The sequence below is a fragment of the Methanoculleus sp. UBA430 genome (genome assembly GCF_002506585.1).
In the GTDB taxonomy this organism is placed as follows: Archaea; Halobacteriota; Methanomicrobia; order Methanomicrobiales; family Methanoculleaceae; genus Methanoculleus.
The window spans coordinates 1-19899 of sequence record NZ_DAXW01000004.1; the positions used below are offsets into that span (position 1 = coordinate 1).

General features: G+C 62.7%; 16 protein-coding genes. 7 read left to right on the forward strand and 9 right to left on the reverse strand.

Annotation, left to right across the window (positions count from 1 at the left end; genetic code table 11):
• The first annotated feature begins 626 nt into the window (after window positions 1-626).
• Window positions 627-1838 (forward strand): archaeosine biosynthesis radical SAM protein RaSEA, encoded by a 1212-nt coding sequence (locus tag BRA49_RS04105; protein ID WP_292383760.1) that lies wholly within the window; start codon window positions 627-629, stop codon window positions 1836-1838.
• Window positions 1839-2158: 320 nt separating this feature from the next.
• Here the strand turns inward: BRA49_RS04105 and BRA49_RS04110 are convergent, their stop codons facing one another.
• The 8 genes from BRA49_RS04110 to BRA49_RS04145 form a co-directional block, all read right to left on the reverse strand.
• The gene (locus BRA49_RS04110; protein ID WP_292383762.1) at window positions 2159-4306 is read right to left on the reverse strand and encodes a bi-domain-containing oxidoreductase; all 2148 of its coding nucleotides are present in this window, start codon (window positions 4304-4306) and stop codon (window positions 2159-2161) included.
• Window positions 4307-4569: 263 nt separating this feature from the next.
• Window positions 4570-5820, reverse strand: a complete 1251-nt coding sequence (locus BRA49_RS04115) for a prenyltransferase/squalene oxidase repeat-containing protein (protein ID WP_292383763.1) — start codon at window positions 5818-5820, stop codon at window positions 4570-4572.
• Entirely contained in the window at window positions 5805-7013 is a 1209-nt protein-coding gene (locus tag BRA49_RS04120; protein WP_292383765.1) for a glycosyltransferase family 4 protein, read from the reverse strand. Before BRA49_RS04120 ends, BRA49_RS04115 begins: the two co-directional genes overlap by 16 nt.
• 61 nt (window positions 7014-7074) lie before the next feature.
• A complete protein-coding gene (locus BRA49_RS04125) occupies window positions 7075-8448 on the reverse strand; it encodes a nucleotide sugar dehydrogenase (RefSeq protein ID WP_292383766.1) in 1374 nt (457 codons plus the stop codon).
• A gap of 18 nt (window positions 8449-8466) precedes the next feature.
• A complete protein-coding gene (gene wecB / locus BRA49_RS04130; RefSeq protein WP_292383768.1) occupies window positions 8467-9546 on the reverse strand; it encodes a non-hydrolyzing UDP-N-acetylglucosamine 2-epimerase in 1080 nt (359 codons plus the stop codon).
• Between the two features lie 37 nt (window positions 9547-9583).
• On the reverse strand, window positions 9584-10672 hold the full coding sequence (locus tag BRA49_RS04135; RefSeq protein ID WP_292383770.1) for a glycosyltransferase family 2 protein: 1089 nt from the start codon (window positions 10670-10672) through the stop codon (window positions 9584-9586).
• A gap of 491 nt (window positions 10673-11163) precedes the next feature.
• Window positions 11164-11973: a tRNA pseudouridine(38-40) synthase TruA gene (gene truA / locus BRA49_RS04140; protein WP_292383772.1), complete on the reverse strand. Its 810-nt coding sequence runs from the start codon at window positions 11971-11973 to the stop codon at window positions 11164-11166.
• A complete protein-coding gene (locus BRA49_RS04145) occupies window positions 11973-12635 on the reverse strand; it encodes a PHP domain-containing protein (RefSeq protein WP_292383774.1) in 663 nt (220 codons plus the stop codon). Before BRA49_RS04145 ends, truA begins: the two co-directional genes overlap by 1 nt.
• 43 nt (window positions 12636-12678) lie before the next feature.
• Here BRA49_RS04145 and BRA49_RS04150 point away from each other — a divergent pair, with 43 nt between their 5' ends.
• The 6 genes from BRA49_RS04150 to BRA49_RS04175 all read left to right on the forward strand — a co-directional run bounded on the left by BRA49_RS04150 (window position 12679) and on the right by BRA49_RS04175 (window position 19084).
• Window positions 12679-14103 carry a dihydropteroate synthase-like protein gene (locus BRA49_RS04150; protein ID WP_292383777.1) on the forward strand — a complete coding sequence of 475 codons (1425 nt, stop codon included), beginning with the start codon at window positions 12679-12681 and terminating at the stop codon, window positions 14101-14103.
• A gap of 250 nt (window positions 14104-14353) precedes the next feature.
• Complete coding sequence (locus BRA49_RS04155; RefSeq protein WP_292383779.1) at window positions 14354-15658, forward strand: fasciclin domain-containing protein; 1305 nt, start codon at window positions 14354-14356, stop codon at window positions 15656-15658.
• Window positions 15659-15764: 106 nt separating this feature from the next.
• A complete protein-coding gene (locus tag BRA49_RS04160) occupies window positions 15765-16136 on the forward strand; it encodes a Mov34/MPN/PAD-1 family protein (protein WP_292383781.1) in 372 nt (123 codons plus the stop codon).
• Complete coding sequence (locus tag BRA49_RS04165; protein WP_292383783.1) at window positions 16133-16576, forward strand: FAD synthase; 444 nt, start codon at window positions 16133-16135, stop codon at window positions 16574-16576. Before BRA49_RS04160 ends, BRA49_RS04165 begins: the two co-directional genes overlap by 4 nt.
• Window positions 16577-16620: 44 nt before the next feature.
• Window positions 16621-17295, forward strand: a complete 675-nt coding sequence (locus tag BRA49_RS04170; protein WP_292383785.1) for a small multi-drug export protein — start codon at window positions 16621-16623, stop codon at window positions 17293-17295.
• A 187-nt stretch (window positions 17296-17482) separates the two neighbouring features.
• Entirely contained in the window at window positions 17483-19084 is a 1602-nt protein-coding gene (locus tag BRA49_RS04175) for a PAS domain-containing protein (RefSeq protein WP_292383787.1), read from the forward strand.
• A gap of 11 nt (window positions 19085-19095) precedes the next feature.
• On the opposite strand, the gene BRA49_RS04180 is transcribed toward BRA49_RS04175, so the two are convergent.
• Window positions 19096-19845: a M48 family metallopeptidase gene (locus BRA49_RS04180; RefSeq protein WP_292383788.1), complete on the reverse strand. Its 750-nt coding sequence runs from the start codon at window positions 19843-19845 to the stop codon at window positions 19096-19098.
• Window positions 19846-19899 lie beyond the last annotated feature (54 nt).

The window sequence follows — 19899 nt, forward strand, 5'->3', positions numbered from 1 at the left end:
CTTCCCGGCTCCACCGTTGAGACTGCTGGAGGAGGGAGTAGGTCTTTTGGTAGACGTTGTAGGAAGGGAGGATCCCGATGGCTTTTGCCGTGAACGATTCGCGGCCGTAGACCTTCTCTCCCTGGCGTATCATGGTGTTTTCTCCTCTTCTTATGAACTCTTCTATCATACGTACCGGTGTGACATCGTCATTCTGCTCCTGTGCTTTTCCCGGCCTTTCGCCGACGAGACAACCAGGATATCCGGTCTCGTCTCGCACCGGCCGCTTTCCGGTAAACCGGCCGGGGCCGGTGCCTCCGGCCGTGAACGCCCCCCGTTCATCGGGAGAGTATACCCCCAAATCCTGTATATATAAATTGGCATGCTGGCATGAGTTCCCTGTGCGATCAGCGTCGCATAAACGCACAGATAGCCCTCCGGAAAGATCCGGTGATGGTTCAGATCTCTCTTCTTTCGGCAGGGGGTTTAATCTCCTGGATTTCCAGGCACAGAATGCCGTTTGGCAAAGCCAAACCTATGGCGGACGTATTTGGATAAACTATAAATATGCAAACGCCTATCAGGGGTATGTCTTGGTAAGATAAGGCGACAGCCACCCGGGCCGTGCACCTTCGCGTATGTGGTGCATGCCGGAGGCAGGGGGGATTATTATTCTAGATAAGGCCGTACCTGATAGCGGTAGCAATGCGGAGATCTTCACAAGTCTCCCAACGGAAAATGATGTTCTGGGTGAGATACGGGCACTGGCCGGCGGGCTGCGCAGGCAGAATGGCGGTGCCCCTGAAGACCTCGATTTCACTGTTCCTATCGGCTGGGAGGAGCGGGTAGGCTACCTTGACGGTCAGCCCACCAGGCGGCTGATCATCTTCCTCCGTTCCACGGGCTGCGAGTGGGTCGAGAAGACCGGGGGATGCACCATGTGCGGGTTTTATTGTGCGACGTCCCGGGGCAGGGAGGTCTCGGCTGCGGAGTACGTCGCACAGTTCGAGCACGTCATGAACACCGTCGATCTGGGGGATTATCCGATCGTCTCGATCTACAACGACGGGAACATCTTTAACGAGCGCGAGATGCCGGTTGCCGCTATCGAGAAGATCTGCTCGTACATCAACGGTTACCCGAACATCAAGAAGGTGGTCGTCGAGTCAAGGATCGATTACTCGCCGGATGAGCACGTGCAGAAGATGAAGAAGGCCCTGAATGGGCGGCAGCTCGAGGTGGCGTTCGGGTTTGAGTCCGCGGACACCCAGGTGATGAACCTCTGCATCAACAAGGGGTTCTCGGCAAGCAATTTCGATCACTTCCATTCGAGGATGCGGGGCATGGGCGTGCTGACAAAGCCGCTCCTGCTCGTGAAACCACCCTTCCTCACCGAGGCGGAGGGGATCAACGATATCCTGCGGACCATAGCGTACTGCATATCCCGCGGGATAGACTACGTCGACCTCGAAGTGATGACGGTCGAGAAGAACACCGTCGTGCATGAACTCTGGAAGAACAACCTCTACCGCCCGCCGTGGCTCTGGAGCCTCGTCGACCTCCTGCAGCGGTGCCAGGAGCAGTTCGGCGATCATGCTCACATCTACGTCAGCCCCTGGAACTACTCGGTCGAGTCCCTCGATTGGGCCCGGAACTGCGGGAAGTGCGATGCCGAAGTCACCAGGGCGATCGAGCGCTACAACTGCCGCTTCGACGTGGGGGAGTTCGAGGGACTGGACTGCTCGTGCCGCGGCGAGGGGTGGAGGGAGGCCGTTCTGGTAGAAGACTCCCGCACGATCCCGGAGAGGATCCGCGAGCAGCTTGCATACATCCGACAGGCAAGAGTATCCGCGGTATAAGCGGATCCTGCCGCCCATACCTTGTGAACCCGGTGGGGGCCGGATGGGCGCGATGCCCGGTCGGTTCCCGTATACTTTTCTTCACGTACGTCACCGTGCGCCGTTCTCTTCTCAGGCTGTCGGAAGCCATTGCCTTCTGGTCAGGATCATCTCCAGCGCGGCACACCTTCACGGATGAAGCGCAGGTGCTTCCCGTGAAGGACGTGAAGATGAGTGTCTGCAACCACCAGTCTTCGCGCACTTCGCATGAGTATGAAGTGCATGGGTAGTTGCCGGACCCCGGTCAACCAGAGATGTTCCGAACTAAAATAGAGAGAGTGTTAAAGCCCGACCTTCCCGAGGTCGATCTCCCGGGGCGTCCCGGTATCGATCGACTCCCAGGCCGCAAACGTCGCAAGCGTTGTTGCGACGTTGCCGACGAAGTCCGGCTCTTCGCCCTTCACGAACGCCAGGAGTTCCTCGGCAAACCCTTTCTCCTGGGCGAGCCACCGCCTCTCCCGTGATACCTTCCCGTCCCGCCGGAGTTCGAGGTCGCGGAAGTCGGTGATCCTCCCGACCGCGTTGCCGCAGAAGACCTCGACCATCTCCTTTGAGTAGGAGCGGTCACCGAGCGTCGTGTAGGTGACGGTGCCGAGCGACCCGTCGTCGAAGGTCAGGGTGGCCTGGAAGTTGTCGTACTTCTGAAGGGTCCCGGTCGGCTCGATGGCCCGGGCGTAGACCTGGACCGGCCGTGCCCCGGTGATATACTGCATGAAGTCGATGAAGTGGCAGCACTCTGAGATCAGCATGCCCCCACCCTGTTCGCCGTCGTGCACCCAGTGCTCGGGAGGGATCTGCCCGGCGTTGACGCGGTAGTGCAGGATTGCCGGTGTGGTCCGGTTCCCGAAGAAATCCTTCATCCGCAGCGCAAGCGGCGAGTGGCGCCGGTTGAACCCGACCTGCACCCGGTGCCCGGACTCGTTCCATGCCGTGACAAGCCTCCGGAGACTCTCGATCTCGGTCGCAAGCGGCTTCTCCACGAAGACGTCCTTTCCGGCGTGCATCGCCTCGATCGCCATCGGGGCGTGGAGATCGTTCCTCGTCGCGATCATCACCGCGTCGATATTGGGGTCCTCAAGGACCTTACGGTAGTCGGTGGTGCAGTAGGCAAACCCGTACTTCTTCGCGACCGTCTGGGCCGAGAGCCCCGTCGCGGTCGCGAGCCCCGCGAGGTTCACGGGGAGACGCGGGAGGTTCGGGTAGAGGGCGGAGAGGGCGTGGACCCCGGCACCGATGCACCCGAGCGTCCGCGCCCCGGTCGGAACCGCCCGCCGCCGTGCGGGAGGCTCCGGGAGGCGGGTGACGGTGCCGGCTGCGCCCGCACCGTTCGGGCTGTACTGCAGGAGAACCCCGATGAACCGCTCCTTTCCCGTGTTGATGAGGTTGTAAGCCTCCGGTGCGGCATCGAGGGGGAAGGTGTGGGTGATCAGGCGGTCGAGATCGATCCTTTTTTGCTGCACCAGTTCCAGGAACGCCTCCATGTTCCGCCGCTCCGTCCACCGAACATATATCGGGTAATCGACCCCCTTCTCCTCGTAGTTCCGGTCGTACCGCCCGGGGCCGTAGGACCGCGAGACGACGACCTCCGCCTCCTTCTCGTAGAAGACGTCCCGGGGCACGTCCATCCCTACGTTCCCGACGACCACGACCCGCCCCTGGCTCCTGACCAGGCGGCCGGCGGCCTCGATGGGAGCGCTCGACCGGGTGGCCGCGGTGATGATGACCGCATCCGCCCCGAACGGGGAGAAGGCCTTCATCCTCTCGGTGAGTCCGTCGTAGTTCGAGACGATGTCGGCGCCGAGGCTTGCCGCGAGCGCGAGTTTCTCCCGGTCGATATCGATCCCGATGACCCGGCACCCTGCGGCCTTGAGGACCTGCACCGAGAGGAGGCCGATCAGCCCGAGCCCGATCACCGCGACGCTCTCGCCCACCGTGACCCTGGCGTTGCGGACACCGTGCATCGCGATCGACCCGACGGTCGTGAAGGCCGCCTCCTTGAAACTGACGCCGTCGGGGATCTTGACGCAGAGGTTCTTCGGGACCGAGACGTACTCGGCATGCACCGCATGCCCGGCCCCGCCGCAGGCGACGCGGTCGCCGACCTCAAAGTCGTCGGCCCCGGTCGAGACCACGGTCCCGGCACAGCTGTAGCCGAGCGGCTCCGGCCTCGTGAGACGACCCATCGCCTGCTGGTACGCCGGCAGGGGGCCGTCCGTGCCGATCTTCTGGAGGACTTTCTTCACGTCGTCGGGACGCGCTTTTGCCTTGCCGACGAGCGACTGTTGTGCGAGGCCGATCAGCGACGATTCCGTGCCGGCGCTGATGAGGGAGTAGGCGTTCTGGACGACAACCCCCCTTGTTACGGTGGGAACGGGGACGTTCTCCACCCGGATGGACCCTGACTGAAGGTCGAGCAGTACCTGTTTCATCTCCAATGGGCAAGGAGGCCCCACTCTAAAGGGTGGGGAGGAATTGCCCCTCCATAATGTTTTTGTGTTCTGAAGTCGATATCCTGGTTACTAGCACACTGACGCCGACTCCTGGAGAGGAGTTTACACACACTACTTGCGGATGATGTGCGCTGACGGGGGACGTCAAGTAGCCGGTGATTCCGTGGTTCCACGGATAATCGGTTGTGGCCGTGTCAACCGGCCGGTGCGAATAAGGCTGGTTAAAGCAAACTTCGTGCGAATTAAATTGCATCGTTGCAGTCTCCGTGATTCCCGGTGCAAGCCCCCTCCGTTAGGGGGGTAGTTGACCTGTGGTTCCCCCATATCCCTGACTGAGTGAGGCAGTCGAGCATCTCTGACGTCATGAAGAGATCGGGAAAGTTTTTCGACGGCTCTACGGTCGACGGCCGGATCCCGAGCAGCCGGCAGAAAACCTCAAACGACCCTGTCTCCGCGGTCTCTGCGTACCGCCTGCGGGCGATCTGCCGGTACATGCCGTAACCGAACCGGAACGCCCGGTGCTTGAGCGGGTAACCCCCGAGTGCCGCCGTCTTTGCCGTCGTGGCGACGGCCGGGATGAGACCGATCCAGGGTCCCGGCTCCCACCGGGGAGCGAGCCCCCGCACGATCTCATCGAGCCGGTCGAGCGAGCGTTCGGCGTGCTCCCGGTAGCGGTCGTCTGTCCGGGATGCGTAGACGAATGAGGCATGGGCAAACGCGTACGCCCCGGAGAGGTAGTAGGCGAAGGAAAGCCCGCTCCCCGACCAGTCGAACCGCCCATCGGGGCGCTGAGCTGCCGCGAGCCACCGGACTCCCTCCGCGATGCTCCGCTCGATCTTCTCATCGCAGAGCACCTCGTTTATCTTTGCGAGGTAGTAGATCGTCACCCCCTGGTAATGCGCACAGGGAAGGTCGAAGACGTACGGGTAGGTCCCCTTATCGGCGGCATAGGGATAGACGCCCTCTCTCTGGTGGCGGACGACGTTCTCCGCCGCCCGCAGGGCGGCTGCACGCGCCTCCTCGTCGTCATACCGGTCTGCATACCGGGCAAGGAACGCCCCGCAGGAGGCGTCGACGTTCAGATGGTCGGCGGTATACCCCGAGGACTTCAGAAAGTACCCCGGGCGTTTCTCGGCGGCGACGACGAAGTCCCGGGCTTTCCGGAGCACCCCCTCGTGCGGATACCGGTCCGCCGCCTCCAGGAGAGCGTCGCCGACAAAGGCGGCGACCAGAGCCGAAGGCTCGTTATAGTTGACGTGGATCTCGTTGTAGGACCCGTCCGGGTTCTGACAGGCCGCGACGTAGTTCAGGATCGGGCCCACGAGCGGGTCGCCGCCCTGCCGGAGCATCGCCTTCACGACCTCGGCGTGGACGCGGTTCCGGACGACCGGAAAGACCGGGTCGCGGAGGTATGCGGTCTCACCTTCGACGACGGCGAGTTCCCTGACCTCCTCGGTTACCCGGGTAAGGAACGACGTCAGGTGCCCGTCCATGCCATCCTCTCGATGTACTGCTTCAGTTTCAGGGCGACTGCTCGCCGATCGTAGTGCTCCGCGACGTACTCCCGGCCCCGGCGGCCCATCTCCTCCATCCTTCCCGGGTCGTCCAGGAGGGCGGTGAGTGCCGCAGCGATCGCCTCCGGCGTGTTCTCGGCGATGACCCCGCCACCCGAATCGTTTGCGAGATGGGCGATCTCACCGCTTCCACAGCCGATGAAGGGTATCCCGCATGCCATGTACTCGTAGGCTTTGGTGGGGGCGGCGTACTCGAGGTTCTTGAGCTGCTTTAAGGGCGCCACCCCGATCAGGGATTCGGAGAGGAGCCGCGGGATCTCTTCACGCGGGAGGATGCCCGTAAAGATGACCGAGCCGGTCAGGCTCTCCGCTTTCACCAGCCGTTCAAGGTTCTCCCTCGTGTCACCATCGCCGACGATGAGGAGTTTCAGGTTGTAATTGCCGTTCATCGACTTGACGGCAAGGGCCACCTTATCGAGGTCCTGGGCGTGCCCGACGTTGCCGGCGTAGATGATCTGCCGTTTCTTTCCGCCGTTTGCGGGACGAAACACGTCGGTGTTGACGCCGTTGGGCATCAACGCCATGGGAGCCGTGACCCGATAACGCGACGAGATCCGTCGCCCGAGTTCTTCGGTCGTGACGCCGACGAGGTCGGCCCGCGAGAGGCAGATCTGCTCGAACCGCCGGCTCGCCCTCTCGTAGAGGCTTCCCTCCCGGAGGAAACCAAGACTTATCGATGCGTCGATCCAGAGGTCGCGGATATCGAGGATCCACGCTACCCCTGCTGTCCGTTTCAGGACGTATCCCGGGATCCCGGTGAAGAGGGGCGGTGCCGACGTGATGATCGCATCGAACCGGTTTCGGGCGAAGAGGAGCCAGAGTGCGGCATGGACCGGGAAGGTGAGGTAGTAGGCCATCCTGCTTGCAAACCCGGGGTCCCCCGAGCCCGGCTGCCAGGTCCAGAGGCGCACGACCCGGACCCCGTCGACCTCCCGCACGTCCGACCGCTTCCAGGTGCGGGGAAACGAGCCGGTGGGAAACGTGGGGTGCGGCGCAAGCACGGTGACGCCGATACCCAGGTTCGCGAGATGCACGGCGGTGTCATAGATGCGTGATGCGTTACCTGATTTTTCCGGTGGAAAGTGTTGTGATACGATACATACCTGTTTCATGAAGCTCCTCGCAGTGTCTGAACGCGGCCGCCGAAGATCGATTGCAATTTCCTCGCCGGGGTTAGATGTAGCCCTCCCGTCCGTTTGGTGAGAGCAGCGAGATCGACGGTGGCGACGGAGGTGCAATCGATCGCGTGGCATCTGCAGAATACAGGCCTGCCGGGGGCATGACCTCGCCCAGCGGCACCGGCTGAAGCAACGACCCGTCACCAAGCACCCTGACGGAAAAGCCCTGGCCGACCCATTTCTCGTGATCCAGAATGTTCCGGGCGTCTATGACATGTTTCGTTCTCATCCGGAGCCCTGCCGGATCGATCGCGCGGAAACAGTCGTGATCGGTGAGGACGACGAGACAGTCGCTCCCGGCCGCCGCATCCGCCGCATCTATGAGTAGGTGCGGGAACTCTCCCACGTACGGGTCGTAGCACCTGACGGCATACCCTTCGTTCTCGGCGAGCTGGATGAACTTGAATGCCGGACTCTCCCGGGTATCGCCGATGTTGCCCTTGTAGGCAACACCGAAGATGCAGATCGTCGGGTTTCTGATGCCGGCAAGCAGGCTGCGGGCGATGTGCAGCACATAGTTCGGCATGGAATCGTTGACCTCCCGGGCTGTTGCGACCATCCTGCACCGGGTCGAGTTCTCGGTCAGGAACCAGGGGTCGATGGCGATGCAGTGTCCGCCGACACCCGGGCCGGGCTTGAGGATGGAGACCCGGGGATGCTTGTTTGCGAGGGTAATGGCCTCCCAGACGTTGATCCCGCACTCCTCCGCAAGCTGGGCGAACTCGTTCGCGAGCGCGATGTTCACGTCGCGGCAGGTGTTCTCCATCAACTTGACGAACTCCGCCGTCCGCGTGTCGGTCTGGTAGATCTGCCCGCGGACGAAGGTCTGGTAGACGGCGGTCGCCCGGTCGATGGAGTCCCGGTCGTACCCGCCGATGACGCGGCTGTTACCCGTCATCTCCTGCAGGGTTCGCCCGGGGATTGCCCGCTCGGGGCAGTGGGCGTACAGGAACTCTCCGGCTGCAACGCCGCTCTTCTCAAGCCTGGGGATGACGACCCGCTCGCTTGTTCCGGGCGGGACGGTCGATTCGAGGACGACCAGGTTCTTCTCAGCGAGATGAGGGGCGATCATCTCGGCCGCTTTCTTGACGTATGAGAGGTCGGAGACCTTCGTTGCGGGATCCAGGGGTGTCGGCACGGCTATCAGGAAGACGTCCGCGGCTTCCGGTTCGGTCCTGGCACGGAATCGAACTTTTGCCTCATGGTACAGGCTTTCAATCCCCGGTTCGTTGAACGGGAGGTTCCCGTGGTTCAGACAATCCACCACGCTCTGCTTCACGTCGACGCCCACGACGTTCGCCCCATGAGCGGCGAAGAGCAGCGCAGTCGGTAATCCTATGTATCCTAATCCCAGTACACAGATCTTCATATTACGTTCCCCGTTAGGTTATTGGGGCCGTGCAGCTGCACAGACCATGACAATCATCTTTCCGGCGATGCCGTCGCCATAGGGATTCTCCCAGCCACGTGGAGACATGGCTGCGGAACGGACCCCTTCAAGGATCTTTCCCGATTCGGTACCGACCAGAACGTTTGATCCGACAGCGAGCGTCTCGGGCCGCTCTGTGTCGTAGCGCATCGTAGCGCAGGGTACCCCGAGAACACAGGTCTCCTCCTGGACGCCCCCCGAATCGGTCAGCACGAGTTTGGCCTGAGATTCAAGCTGCAGGAACTCCAGGAACCCGAAGGGTTTGGTGAGGTTTAATCCGTCGACCCCGATACCCAGCTCCTTGATCCTCTTCTCGGTCCTCGGGTGGACCGGAAAGACGACCGGCAGGGAGAATTCCTTCTGCACCCCTGCAAGCCCTTTCAAGATCTCCTTGAGCCTTGTGCGGTTGTCCACGTTCTCCTGACGATGGGCGGTGACGAGAAAGTACTCCCGGGGCTTGAGATCGAGATCCTTTAAGACGTTGACCTTTCTTCTCGATATGTCGAGGTTCTGGTACACCGCATCGACGATGGTGTTGCCGGTCACGCAGATCCTCCGGTCGGCAATCCCTTCCGCGAGGAGATTCTTCCGGCTGTTCTCCGTCGGGGCAAAGAGGTAATCCGAGATATGATCGGTGAGCACCCGGTTGATCTCCTCGGGCATCCGGCGGTTGAAACTCCGGAGGCCCGCTTCGATGTGCCCTACCCGCACCTGGAGTTTCGATGCCGCGAGGGCCCCGGCCATGACGGTGTTCGTGTCCCCCTGCACCAGGACGATCTCGGGCGGCTCTTTTGCCAGAACCTCCTCGACGCCAGTCATGATCTTCGCTGTCTGACCGGCATGGGTCCCGGAGCCCACATCGAGGATGTAGTCCGGGTCCGGCAGGTCGAGTTCCTCAAAAAAGACCCGGTCCATCTCGTAAGAGTGGTGCTGTCCGGTATGGAGGATAAAAAAGTCAAGCCCCCTTGCTTCACACTCCCTGATGACGGGAGACATCTTGATGATCTCTGGCCGTGTGCCGAGTATTACTCCGATCATTCTGCACCTCTCCTCTGTACTCCGCCCCTCACCCTGCTCACTCCCGCACCCTTGCAATGAGAGCGAGCGCCAGGCCAAGCACGAGTGCGACGCCGCCCGGAATCAGGAGAAGCGATGCGAGCATACCATGCTCGATCTGGGCAAAGCCGGTTTCGTTGAATCCCCGGAAGAACTGGAGCAGGAGAAAGACGCCGACGAGCATCGCGGCAAGCCCGGGCAGGCCGATGTGCAGGAGGGGTCGTCTCTCTACCACAAGCCAGAATATCGATCCGAGCACTTCTATTCCATGGGAAACGGGATTTTTCGTGGATGTGTCAAGATCGTCGTATTTGCAGTTGATCGGCGTCTCCCCGACACGCAGGTGCTTCTCCTGCGCGATCCGGAGCATCTCGGACTCGGTCGAAAAATCATCCTTGCGCAGCAGATCGAGCATCGATTCCATCGTCTTCCTGTTCAGGGCCCGAAATCCGCACTGTGAGTCGGTGATTGCACTGCCGTTGCTGGAGGCGATATCGAGCACCGCCCGTCCGAACCTCCGGTAAGTGGGCATCTGGTCGAAGCTCCGAAACCCGATGACGAGATCGGCGGTATCGGTGAGGATCGGCTCGGCCAGGAGCGGTATCTCCCCGGCATTGTGTTGACCGTCTCCGTCCATGAAGACCAGGCAGTCGTAGTTGTGATCGACGGCGTACCGGAGAGCACTCTTGATCCCTCGTCCTTTCCCCATCCGGGCCCCGTGCGAGATGACGGTCGCTCCGGCATCCCGGGCAACCTTCACGGTGTTATCCGTGCATCCGTCATCTACTACCAGAACCTCGTCGGCATGCTGCCGGGCCATCAGGACGACCGAACCGATGGCGACTTCTTCGTTGAAACAGGGGATCGCTGCAAGTGTTCTCATCCTGCTCGACCGACGGGACGGGGCATCGGCGGCATCGGCGATCTCGCCCGCCACCAGCCGGTGTCCAGGGACCGCCGGCGTCCTCAGCGGACTGATCTGCTCCTGGACCTCACAGCGGAAGGCCGGGATCTCTGTCGAGCTCTCCTGCCCGATACTCCGGGTTATATGGCGTTCTATCCACCTCTCTCTCTCGATATCTGTGTGCTGCGGCAATGGCACAGCCATTTCTTCGGCGAACCACCCTTCCAGATGAACGGATGGCCTCGCCCGAATCGGATCCTTGTCGTACATCCACTTTCCCCTCTTGACGTACTGAAGCGGGACTGTGCTGGCATATATTAATAGGTTATTATTAAGCAAAAATGCTTAATAAATCGAAATATAAAGCTGTTTTAATTAATAATGGTGCCCCTAAAATAGCGTCTCTCTAGTTAAGTATTCCGGCCCGGGAAGAAACGTCGAGAATTGAACTGTAGTCCGGGACGGAGCATCGGCACGCCATGATTCCCGGGGGATCCGGTCCTATTGGGTGCCGCTATCCGCAGCATTTAAATATAACCTGCCGGGATGACGGGCAGAAACATCGATTTTGCCTGCCGCACCTCTATTGGAAGATCCATCGCCTGCGACCTGATCCTTTCAAAGTAGCGATACCGGGAAGGGTCCGTTACTCAACCATCCGTGCATCTCATGTGCCTCGTTCGTAACCCTTATATTCAGGATGTATCCGGCGCCGGACCTTCGGGTGTAAGGCGTGCGGAGACCTCTGCCATAAGGGTGTGGTGGCGGTGGCGGTCGGCAAGGTACCGGCGACTCTTCTCGCCGATCGGGAGTGGCGTAAAGGAGATCGCATAGCCGATATCCCAGAGTACCAGCCCTTCGGGTGGCGCCGCAGGCCCCCTCCGTCCCGCGGGTTCCACGAGGAGCCGGGCGATCTCACCGGGACCGGCCTCGTCCCGCCCCACCCGTTCGAGCGCACTCGCCATGCACCGGACCATATTCCAGAGGAAACTCTCCCCTGTCACCTCGAAGACGACGAACGGCCTGTCGTCAAAGACCCGTGCCCTGATGATCCTCCGCTCCGGGTTCCGGTCGCTTGCGCGGGCGAACGCCGAGAAGTCGTGCAGCCCGACGAACTCCTGTGCCGCGTCATGCATGGCGGCGGTGTCGCCGGGAGCGGGGAAGAAGTAGTAGCGGTAGGTCCTCGATGCGGCGCTGTACCGCGGGTGGAACCCGTCCGGCACCCCGGCCCACCCCGTGCACCATATGTCGGCCGGGAGCACCTGGTTCAACGCCGCAACCGCCCGCTCCGGTTTATCGGTCTGAAACGAGCAGACCTGGTTTTTGGCATGCACCCCGCGATCGGTCCGGCCGGCGGTGACGAACTTCGCCTCCCGCCAGCCGTCGAAGAGTTCGAGGCGTCTGCACGCCTCGATGAACTCGCCCTCCACGGTGCGAAGCCCCGGTTGCACCTGCGAGCCGAAGAAGCGGTCCCCGAAGTAGGAGAAACGGAACGCCAGGTTCATCAGTATACCGTTCGCCGTATCCTGCGGAGAGCCCCCTTGATGGACTGGCGGGTGTAGGTGTGCAGCGGCGTCATCTTCCCTCCCGCCATCGTCCGTCCTTCCCGGATCGCGGAGAGGATGGAGGCCGCGTTCGGTTCGGCCGCGACGTAGGTGACCCCGAACCCGACATACCGGGCATTGTGGGCGTCGCTCCCGGCAACGCCGGGTTTCCCGAATGTTCGTGCAATGACCGCGGCCTTCCGGTTTGCCGACCCGGTGATGTAGCGGCTGTTGAAGACCTCCACCGCATCCACTGCTTCGATGCCGGCAGCGAGTCTCCTCCCGACGCCGTGGCGCCAGCGGTGGTAGGGGTGGGGGAGGATCAGGAGGGCACCCCGGGCACGGGCGAGAGCGACGGTTTCGTGGAAGTCAAGCCCTGCCGGCAGGGGCTCCGTGACCCCGAGAGCGAGCAGGTGGCCCTGTCTCGTCGATATCTCGGTGCCCGGGATCACGGTCACGGTGGTTTCGCACTGCAGGGCGTAGCGGGCGCCTTCCACCGTGTCGTGATCGGTGATCGCGACGGCATCGAGGCCGACTGTCTCCGCTCGCCGGAGGATTTCTTCCACACTGCTCTCTCCGTCCCTGGAGTACCTGGTATGGACATGCAGATCGCACCGCAGCATGAGATCAGATTATTTGGCACCCGCTGAATAATAAGTGAAGTGTATGCGCATTCTTCTCCCGACCGGATCGGCAACGGCCGCGATAGTGAAGGCGGCGGCTGAGCGCTTTTGCGGCCGCTACAAGATAGACGTGGCGGTCACCGGCGATATCGCGTCGTTCCTTGCGCCCGGCACCCTCAGGGGGCTGCTTCTCGCCGGGAACTACGATATGGCGATCGTTTCAGGGATGTGCACCGCATCCTTTGCCGACGTCGAGCGCGAGACCGGGGTTCCGATCTACCGCGGTCCGCGGCATGCGGCCGACCTCCCGCTGGTCCTCCGTGTGCTCGACCGCGCCCCGCTCTCGAAGACCGTTCCGGCCGATGAATTCCTTGCAGAGACACGGCGTGAAGAGGCCTGCCGGCAGGTGGCGCTCCGGGAGACGGAGGCGGACGCCGACTTCATCATCCGGGGTACCAGGATAGGGGGGGGTTCCAGGATGAAGGTGCTTGCGGAGATCATGGACGCGCACAAGCGCGACGATCTCCTCGCCGACGTCCGGCGGTTCTTTGCCGACGGGGCCGATATCGTGGACCTGGGGTTCGGGTTCGATACGACCGAGGACGACGTCGTGCGGTGCTTTGCGGCCCTCGCAGAGGTCGAAGGTCCCCTGGCGGTCGATACGCAGGACCCGCTCCTCATCGCGGCGGCCCTCTCCCGCGCCGACCTGGTGCTCTCCCTGCACGAGGGGAACATCCCGGCCGTCGGGGAGGCGGTTGCGGAGGCCGGGGCGGCCGCGGTCGTGGTGCCGCGCGAGCGGACACTGCAAGAGAACCTTGCGGCGGCGAGAGAGGCCGGGATCCGCCGCCTGATCGCCGACCCCCTCCTTCAGCCGGTGGGTTCCGGGTTGACGGGATCGCTTGCCGGGTTTCAGGGCGCTCCTCGCCCGCTCTTCTTCGGGGCGGGCAACGTCGTGGAGTTGCTCGACGCCGACTCTCCCGGGGCGAATGCGCTGCTCGCGGGGATAGCGCATGAGGTCGGGGCCGCCGTCGTCTTCACAAGCGAGCACAGCGACAAGACCCGGGGCTCGGTGGCGGAGATGCGGCGGGCAACTGAGATGATGGTGCTCGCGACCGACCGCCCCTACCCCAAGGACCTGGGGCTCGATCTCCTGGTCCTGAAGGAGAAACGACGGCGGCGTGAGCCGTCGCTGGAGTACGAGAGTATCGTGGACGCCGCCACCGCCCCGGACGAGATCGTCTACGACCCCCTCGGGTGCATCCGCATCGGCATCGAGGGGGACTGCATCGTCGCGGTCCACCGGGGCCGGGCCGTGCGGGGGAGACACTGGGAAGATGTCTTTGACACGCTCCTTCAGGAGGGGAGTCTCTCACGGCTCGACCACGCCGCCTATCTCGGAAAGGAACTCTTCAAGGCGGAACTCGCTCTGCGGCTGGGACGGAGTTTTGAGCAGGACGGGCCGTTCTGAGCAGTCTGCCGGCGTTTTTTGTTCATGATGTGGGGTGGAATCCGGTCGAGGGCCCTGGCCCCTCAAAATTATAAGAACAGTTATATAATTTATCGGTTATCTCCCCGTCCATGGCAGCGGTGAGCGGTGCCGAACCGGTCGGAAGATACCGCACGTAGCGCGGGTTGCCGGCGACAGAGGGTACGCTGCGCCGGGATCTCCCAGGAGACCCGCTCTCACCCTGTCAGGGTTCAAAACGTGGTGAAACTGCATGAGAAGGAATCCAATTACACTCGGGCTCGTAGCGGCCCTGGCCATCGGCCTCGTTGCCCTGCCGGTTCTCGCGGCGACTGCCGATGTTGAGATACGGGACGGGTTGTATCACCCCGCATCACTCACGATCGAGAGCAATACTACGGTAACCTGGATGAATTATGACCTGGTAAGCCATTCCGTCACCAGCACGGGAGGGGTCTTCGACTCAGGGCCGATAGAGCAGAACGAGACCTTCGACTATACCTTCGCCGATACGGGGACTTACCCCTACGGTTGCGTGATCAACGCCTCGACGCAGCGGACGCCGATGGAGGGTGTCGTCATCGTCGTCCCCGAGGGGATGGCGGTCGCCCCGGACGAGAACGTGACCCCCGGGGAAGAGCCGGCGAGCATGACGCTGGCCGAGCTGGTCGGTCAGAACGAGAACCTGACCGTATTTACGGAGGCTATCGAGAAGGCCGGACTTGCGCAGGCGGTGCTCTCTGAGGGCGGGCCGTATACGGTCTTTGCTCCGGACGATGCCGCTTTTGAGGCGCTCGGCAACCAGACTCTTACGACAATCTTCAACGATACGGAGATGCTTGACGCCCTGCTGATGCATCACGTGGTGGAGGGGAACTATACCGTAGAAGACCTGATGGCGGCAGCAAACACCACCGGGAACATGACGACTCTCGATACGCTTGCCGGGAACACGATCAACGTCACTGCGGTCGACGGCAACCTCACCATAGAGAACGCTACAATCGTCACTGCTGACGTTGCCGCCGAGAACGGCATCGTCAACGTCATCGACAGGGTCCTCGTCCCGGAGGGTCTCATCCCGGCAGAGAACGTGACCCCGACACCGGCGGATAACGTGACGCCGCCCACTGAAGCGAACGTCACCATCGTCGAACCCATGGAGGGCGCCAGCGTCGCTGCCGGGAACGTTACGGTGAGCGTGAACGTCACGAACTTCACGCTGGTGGAGCCGACCGGGCAGCCGAACGCGCCGGGCGAGGGGCACCTGCACTACTACCTGGACGCCCCTGTGCCGACGAACGAGAGTGAGCCCGCCATCCCGGAGACCGGCGGCTACGTCGTCTCCGCGAACCTCTCCCACACCTGGGAGAACGTGACGGCGGGCGAGCACAACCTCTCGGTCCAGGTGGTCAACAACGACCACACGCCGCTCATTCCGCTCGTCTTCGAGACGGTGAACGTCACCGTCGACGGGAACGTGACGCCCGTAGAGACCGTGACCCCGATCGGGAACATCACCCCGGTGGCCCCGCCAGAAGGAAGAGTCATCCCCTGAGCACCCCCTCTTTTTCCTTCCTGACTCCCGGCGGGCCGGTGCTTGCGGCCGGCACGCATGCCGGACGCGAGGGCTTATGTCCCCTTCTCCCCAACTATTCAGGAGAATGGTCATACGTGGGATCAGCAGGGATCTACTTGCGATGCTCCTCGAACTTGGCAAGGAACACTATCCGGATGAGTTCGTTGCCGTGTTGCGGGAACAGGACGGCATCATCCGGGACCTCGACCTGGTGCCCGGGACTATCGTCGGGGAGGAGAGCGCCTCGTTCTTCGTCGATATGCTCCCGCTGGATACCCACCAGGCCGGCAGCGCCCATAGTCACCCGAACGGCGTCCTCTCGCCGTCGTCGGCGGATCTCAGGTTCTTCCCCACGGTGGGCCGGTACCACATCATTGTCGGGTATCCCTACACGATGAGGGACTGGCGGTGCTACCGGGCGGACGGCCGCGCGACACACCTCGAGGTGGTCGAGTGATCCGCGTGGTCGCAACGGGGACATTTGATATCCTCCACCCCGGGCACCTCTACTACCTTGAAGAGTCGCGGAGACTCGGCGACGAACTCGTCGTGATCGTGGCGCGGGATGCAAACGTAAAGCATAAGCCGCAGCCGATCCTCCCGGAGGAGCAGCGGCTCCGGATGGTCCGGGCGTTACGGCCGGTCGACCATGCGCTCCTCGGTGACCTCCATGATATGTTTCGGCCGATCGAGGAGTTCCGGCCCGATATCATCACGCTCGGGTTTAACCAGCATTTCGATGAGGAGAGCCTCCGGCAGAGGCTCCGTGACCGCGGACTCGACGCGGATGTCGTCCGGATACCCGGATATCCCGGCCCGCTTGCCAGTTCATCGAAGATAGTCGAGTGTATCTTGAAGACCCGCTCTCTTTCCCGCCCCACCGGCGAGAGGGAGTGATGACCCGGGAAGCGCGGGCACCCTCCCGCAGGTGACGGCGGTTCATGCGGCAGACCGATGGATGGGGCGACGCCGACGACCGAACGAACTGGCTGAAGATCTCGGTCCCGTTCCTGCTCTGCGGAGCCTTTCTTGCCGTTGTACGGCTCCTCCTTCCGGCGGAGCAGTGGCTCTTGCTCTTCGGGATGATGGTCGCCTACGTCGTCCCGCCGCTCGGCCGGGAGACGATCATCCCGGTCGGCATCCTTCTCGGGCTCCCCTGGTGGCTGGTCGCGTTCTCCCTGGCGTTCCTGGACTTCGCCGGCGGACTCTTCATGGCCTGGAACTTTCCGCTGGTCCTGCGCATCCCCTACGCCGGGCCCTGGATCCGCCGGTTCATGGAGGCGGGCAGGACGTTCCTGGACCGGCGGCCGTGGCTTGAACGGCTCTACTTCGTCGGTCTCATCGCCTTCGTGAGCCTCCCCTTCGACGGGTCGGGGAGCCTCGTCGGTTCTATCGTCGGAAGAATGCTCGGGATGACGAAGACCGAGGTCCTCTCCTGCATCACCATCGGCGGCATCATCGGCAGTTTTGCCATCGCTCTCGGTATCGACTACATCGTGAACCTCATCCCGGCAGGGGCCGGGCTCTGGGTCTCGCTCGCCGTCTTCCTCCTGATCGGCGCCGCGCTCCTGGTGACCTACCGGAGTTACCGGCACAGGCACGAGACGAATGCCTGATCCCGGAGAGGAGCCGCGTGATCCTGTGTTCCGGATGCCGACGGGGGCGGATGGTCTCCCGCGCGCCGAAGTCGATGTCCGGCATAAACAGAAACTATATATGCGGCCCGGAGGATTGATCATCCGGGTCAGGACCCAGAAGGCGGCAGGAGACGGCTCGGCTCTACAGCCCGGGGACGATACGAGTATGGTTCCATACACGGCGAACCGTTCGCTGAACGGAGAACTTTCAGGGCAGCACGATGACGATCTGGATTGTCGGGAGAGAGCGAACGCTGTCGGCAGCCCGGAGATTCCTGCCACGGTGCTGCGGCAGGTGGTCGAGACATCGTTAGCCGGAACCTGCATCGCCGATCGAGAGGGGCGTATCGTCTTTGCCAACGCTTCGTTGCTTGCCATGTGGGGTTACGACCTGCAGGACGTGATCGGACAGCCGGTAGACTTCCTCTGGCTTGCCGGGGGCGAGGGGCCGGACTGTATCGGCTGTGCTCTCTCCGCCGGGCAGTGGAGCGGGACAGTTACCGCCCGGCGAAGAGACTCGTCACTCTTTGGCGCCCGGCTCTCGGTCAACACCGTCCCCGGCCCCCGTGCCGCCGATCTCTGGCTCCTCGTCTCCTGCATGGACGTCACCGCGCAACGAAAGGCAGAGGATGCCCCCGGTCACCCCCGCAGCCTCGCGCGGACCGTCGCTTCGATGCCGGCACGTTTTGTGGATCCTGCGGGGCTCGATCCGGCCATCGACACCTCGCTTGAGGACCTCGGCCGTGCGTGCGGGGCATGCAGGGCCTCTTTCTCCCTCTTCAACGACGCCAGGACGCTCGTCGGTACAACGCACGAGTGGTGCCGGCCGGAGCGGGAGTCCCGGCGGGGGGAGTTCCAGACCCTCTTTGCGCGCGACCTCCCCTGGTGGGTCGTCCGGATCCTCGAGGGCGAGACCGTTCTTGTGGACGGAACGTCCCGGGAAGGACGGCCGCGCAGGGAGGAGCGCGAGTTCCTGAAGCGGCACGGTGTTGCCGCGACGCTGCTGATCCCGCTCCACCTGCAACGGGCGGTCGTCGGGTTTGTCGGGTTCGACCGGAGCACCGGCGGGCCCGGGTTCGCAGACGAGGATGTCGCACTCCTCTCCGCTGCCGTCCAGATCATCGCGAGCGCGCTCGATCGGAAGCAGTCCGAGTACGTCTTCCGGGAGTCAGAAGACCTCTATCAGGTCGTCCTCGACGCCATCACCGATACCGTCACCGTCGTCGATACCGATCTCACCCTCCTCCTCGCAAACGACGCCTTCGTCGCCTGGTGCGAAGAACTCGGCCTCGCGACGGATGTCGTAGGGAAGAACCTGTTTGTCGCGCTGCCGTTCCTCCCGCCCGCCGCGAGGCAGCAGTACGAACGGGTCATACGAACCGGACGGCCGCTGACATCGGAGCGGGCCCTCAGATTCGACGACCGGATCGTGGTCATCCGGGAGATGCTGATCCCCATCTTCGAGCAGGGCAATGTCGGGCGGATCATCACCGTTTCCCGGGATATCACCGCTCAGAGGGAGGTTGAAGACTTGAAGTCGAAGGCCTACAGCCAGGTCGAGCGGAACATGGAGCAGTTCGCCCTCCTCGCCGACCATATCCGGAACCCGCTCCAGGCGATCATGGGGCGGGCCGAGTTGATCGACGATGCCGCGACGACGGAGAAGATCCGGCAGCAGGTGCAACGAATCAACGGTATCATCGATCAGCTCGACGAGCGGTGGGCGGAGTCGAGAAAACTCTCCATGTTCTGGCGGAAGTACTCTTGATATCGTCTCCCTCAAGTCGCATCGCGGATCGAACCCCAGACCCGGTTTCGTTCGAGAATGACCCAGTAACGCCGCAGTTCGGCCTCCGCCTCCCGGTATCCCGGGTAACGGCCGCCGACGAGATGCCAGAACCTTTTTGAGTGGTTCGGCTCAAGGAGGTGGGCTGCCTCATGGACGACGACATACTCCCGCAAGGAGCCGGGGAGGGCTATGACCCGCAGGTTGATGTTGATGTTGCCGAGCGTCGAGCAACTCCCCCACCGGGTTCGCTGCAACTTCACCGCGATCTTCGGCCTCCACCCTGCCGGGTCCGTGCAAGTCTTCAGGTGGTCTGCAACCTCCTCCCTCAGCATCCGGGTAAGGCTTCTCCGGAGAGCGGTGCCGGGCGGGCAGGTGATCGTACCGCGCGTATCGTCGACCACAAACCGGGTCCCCGGTATCAGGTGGTAGAACCTCCCGTGCAGGAGGAGCATCTCCTCCCTCCCGCACCCTTCGGCGGCCAGCCGGTCGAACTCCTCGCGCCGCTCCTCGATCCAGGCCGTGTTGCGTTGCAGGAACCCCGCGACGTCGAATGACGGGGGGGCAACCACCCGCAGGGTCCCGTCAGGCCGCACCTGGAGGCGGGCCGACCGCACCGCCTTCCGGACGACGGTCGTGCCGGCCGGGACTCTCCCCGTCCCTCCCCGGTCCATGTACCAGTAATCGGACGGCAGCGAGAAAAACCCCGCGATCCGGCACGCTCCTATATCTGATGGCGACAAACGTATGTTGACACTCTCCCACGGCTCAAGCCGGGAGATTCTTGCTTCATCGAT

Coding starts and splice junctions, on each gene's coding strand:
- BRA49_RS04175 (WP_292383787.1), top strand. CDS start 17,483: ATGGTTCCATACACGGCGAACCGTTCGCTGAACGGAGAACTTTCAGGG.
- BRA49_RS04105 (WP_292383760.1), top strand. CDS start 627: ATGCCGGAGGCAGGGGGGATTATTATTCTAGATAAGGCCGTACCTGAT.
- BRA49_RS04125 (WP_292383766.1), bottom strand. CDS start 8,448: ATGAAGATCTGTGTACTGGGATTAGGATACATAGGATTACCGACTGCG.
- wecB (WP_292383768.1), bottom strand. CDS start 9,546: ATGATCGGAGTAATACTCGGCACACGGCCAGAGATCATCAAGATGTCT.
- BRA49_RS04170 (WP_292383785.1), top strand. CDS start 16,621: ATGCGGCAGACCGATGGATGGGGCGACGCCGACGACCGAACGAACTGG.
- BRA49_RS04155 (WP_292383779.1), top strand. CDS start 14,354: ATGAGAAGGAATCCAATTACACTCGGGCTCGTAGCGGCCCTGGCCATC.
- BRA49_RS04120 (WP_292383765.1), bottom strand. CDS start 7,013: ATGAAACAGGTATGTATCGTATCACAACACTTTCCACCGGAAAAATCA.
- BRA49_RS04135 (WP_292383770.1), bottom strand. CDS start 10,672: ATGGCTGTGCCATTGCCGCAGCACACAGATATCGAGAGAGAGAGGTGG.
- BRA49_RS04115 (WP_292383763.1), bottom strand. CDS start 5,820: ATGGACGGGCACCTGACGTCGTTCCTTACCCGGGTAACCGAGGAGGTC.
- truA (WP_292383772.1), bottom strand. CDS start 11,973: ATGAACCTGGCGTTCCGTTTCTCCTACTTCGGGGACCGCTTCTTCGGC.
- BRA49_RS04110 (WP_292383762.1), bottom strand. CDS start 4,306: ATGAAACAGGTACTGCTCGACCTTCAGTCAGGGTCCATCCGGGTGGAG.
- BRA49_RS04150 (WP_292383777.1), top strand. CDS start 12,679: ATGCGCATTCTTCTCCCGACCGGATCGGCAACGGCCGCGATAGTGAAG.
- BRA49_RS04160 (WP_292383781.1), top strand. CDS start 15,765: ATGGTCATACGTGGGATCAGCAGGGATCTACTTGCGATGCTCCTCGAA.
- BRA49_RS04145 (WP_292383774.1), bottom strand. CDS start 12,635: ATGCTGCGGTGCGATCTGCATGTCCATACCAGGTACTCCAGGGACGGA.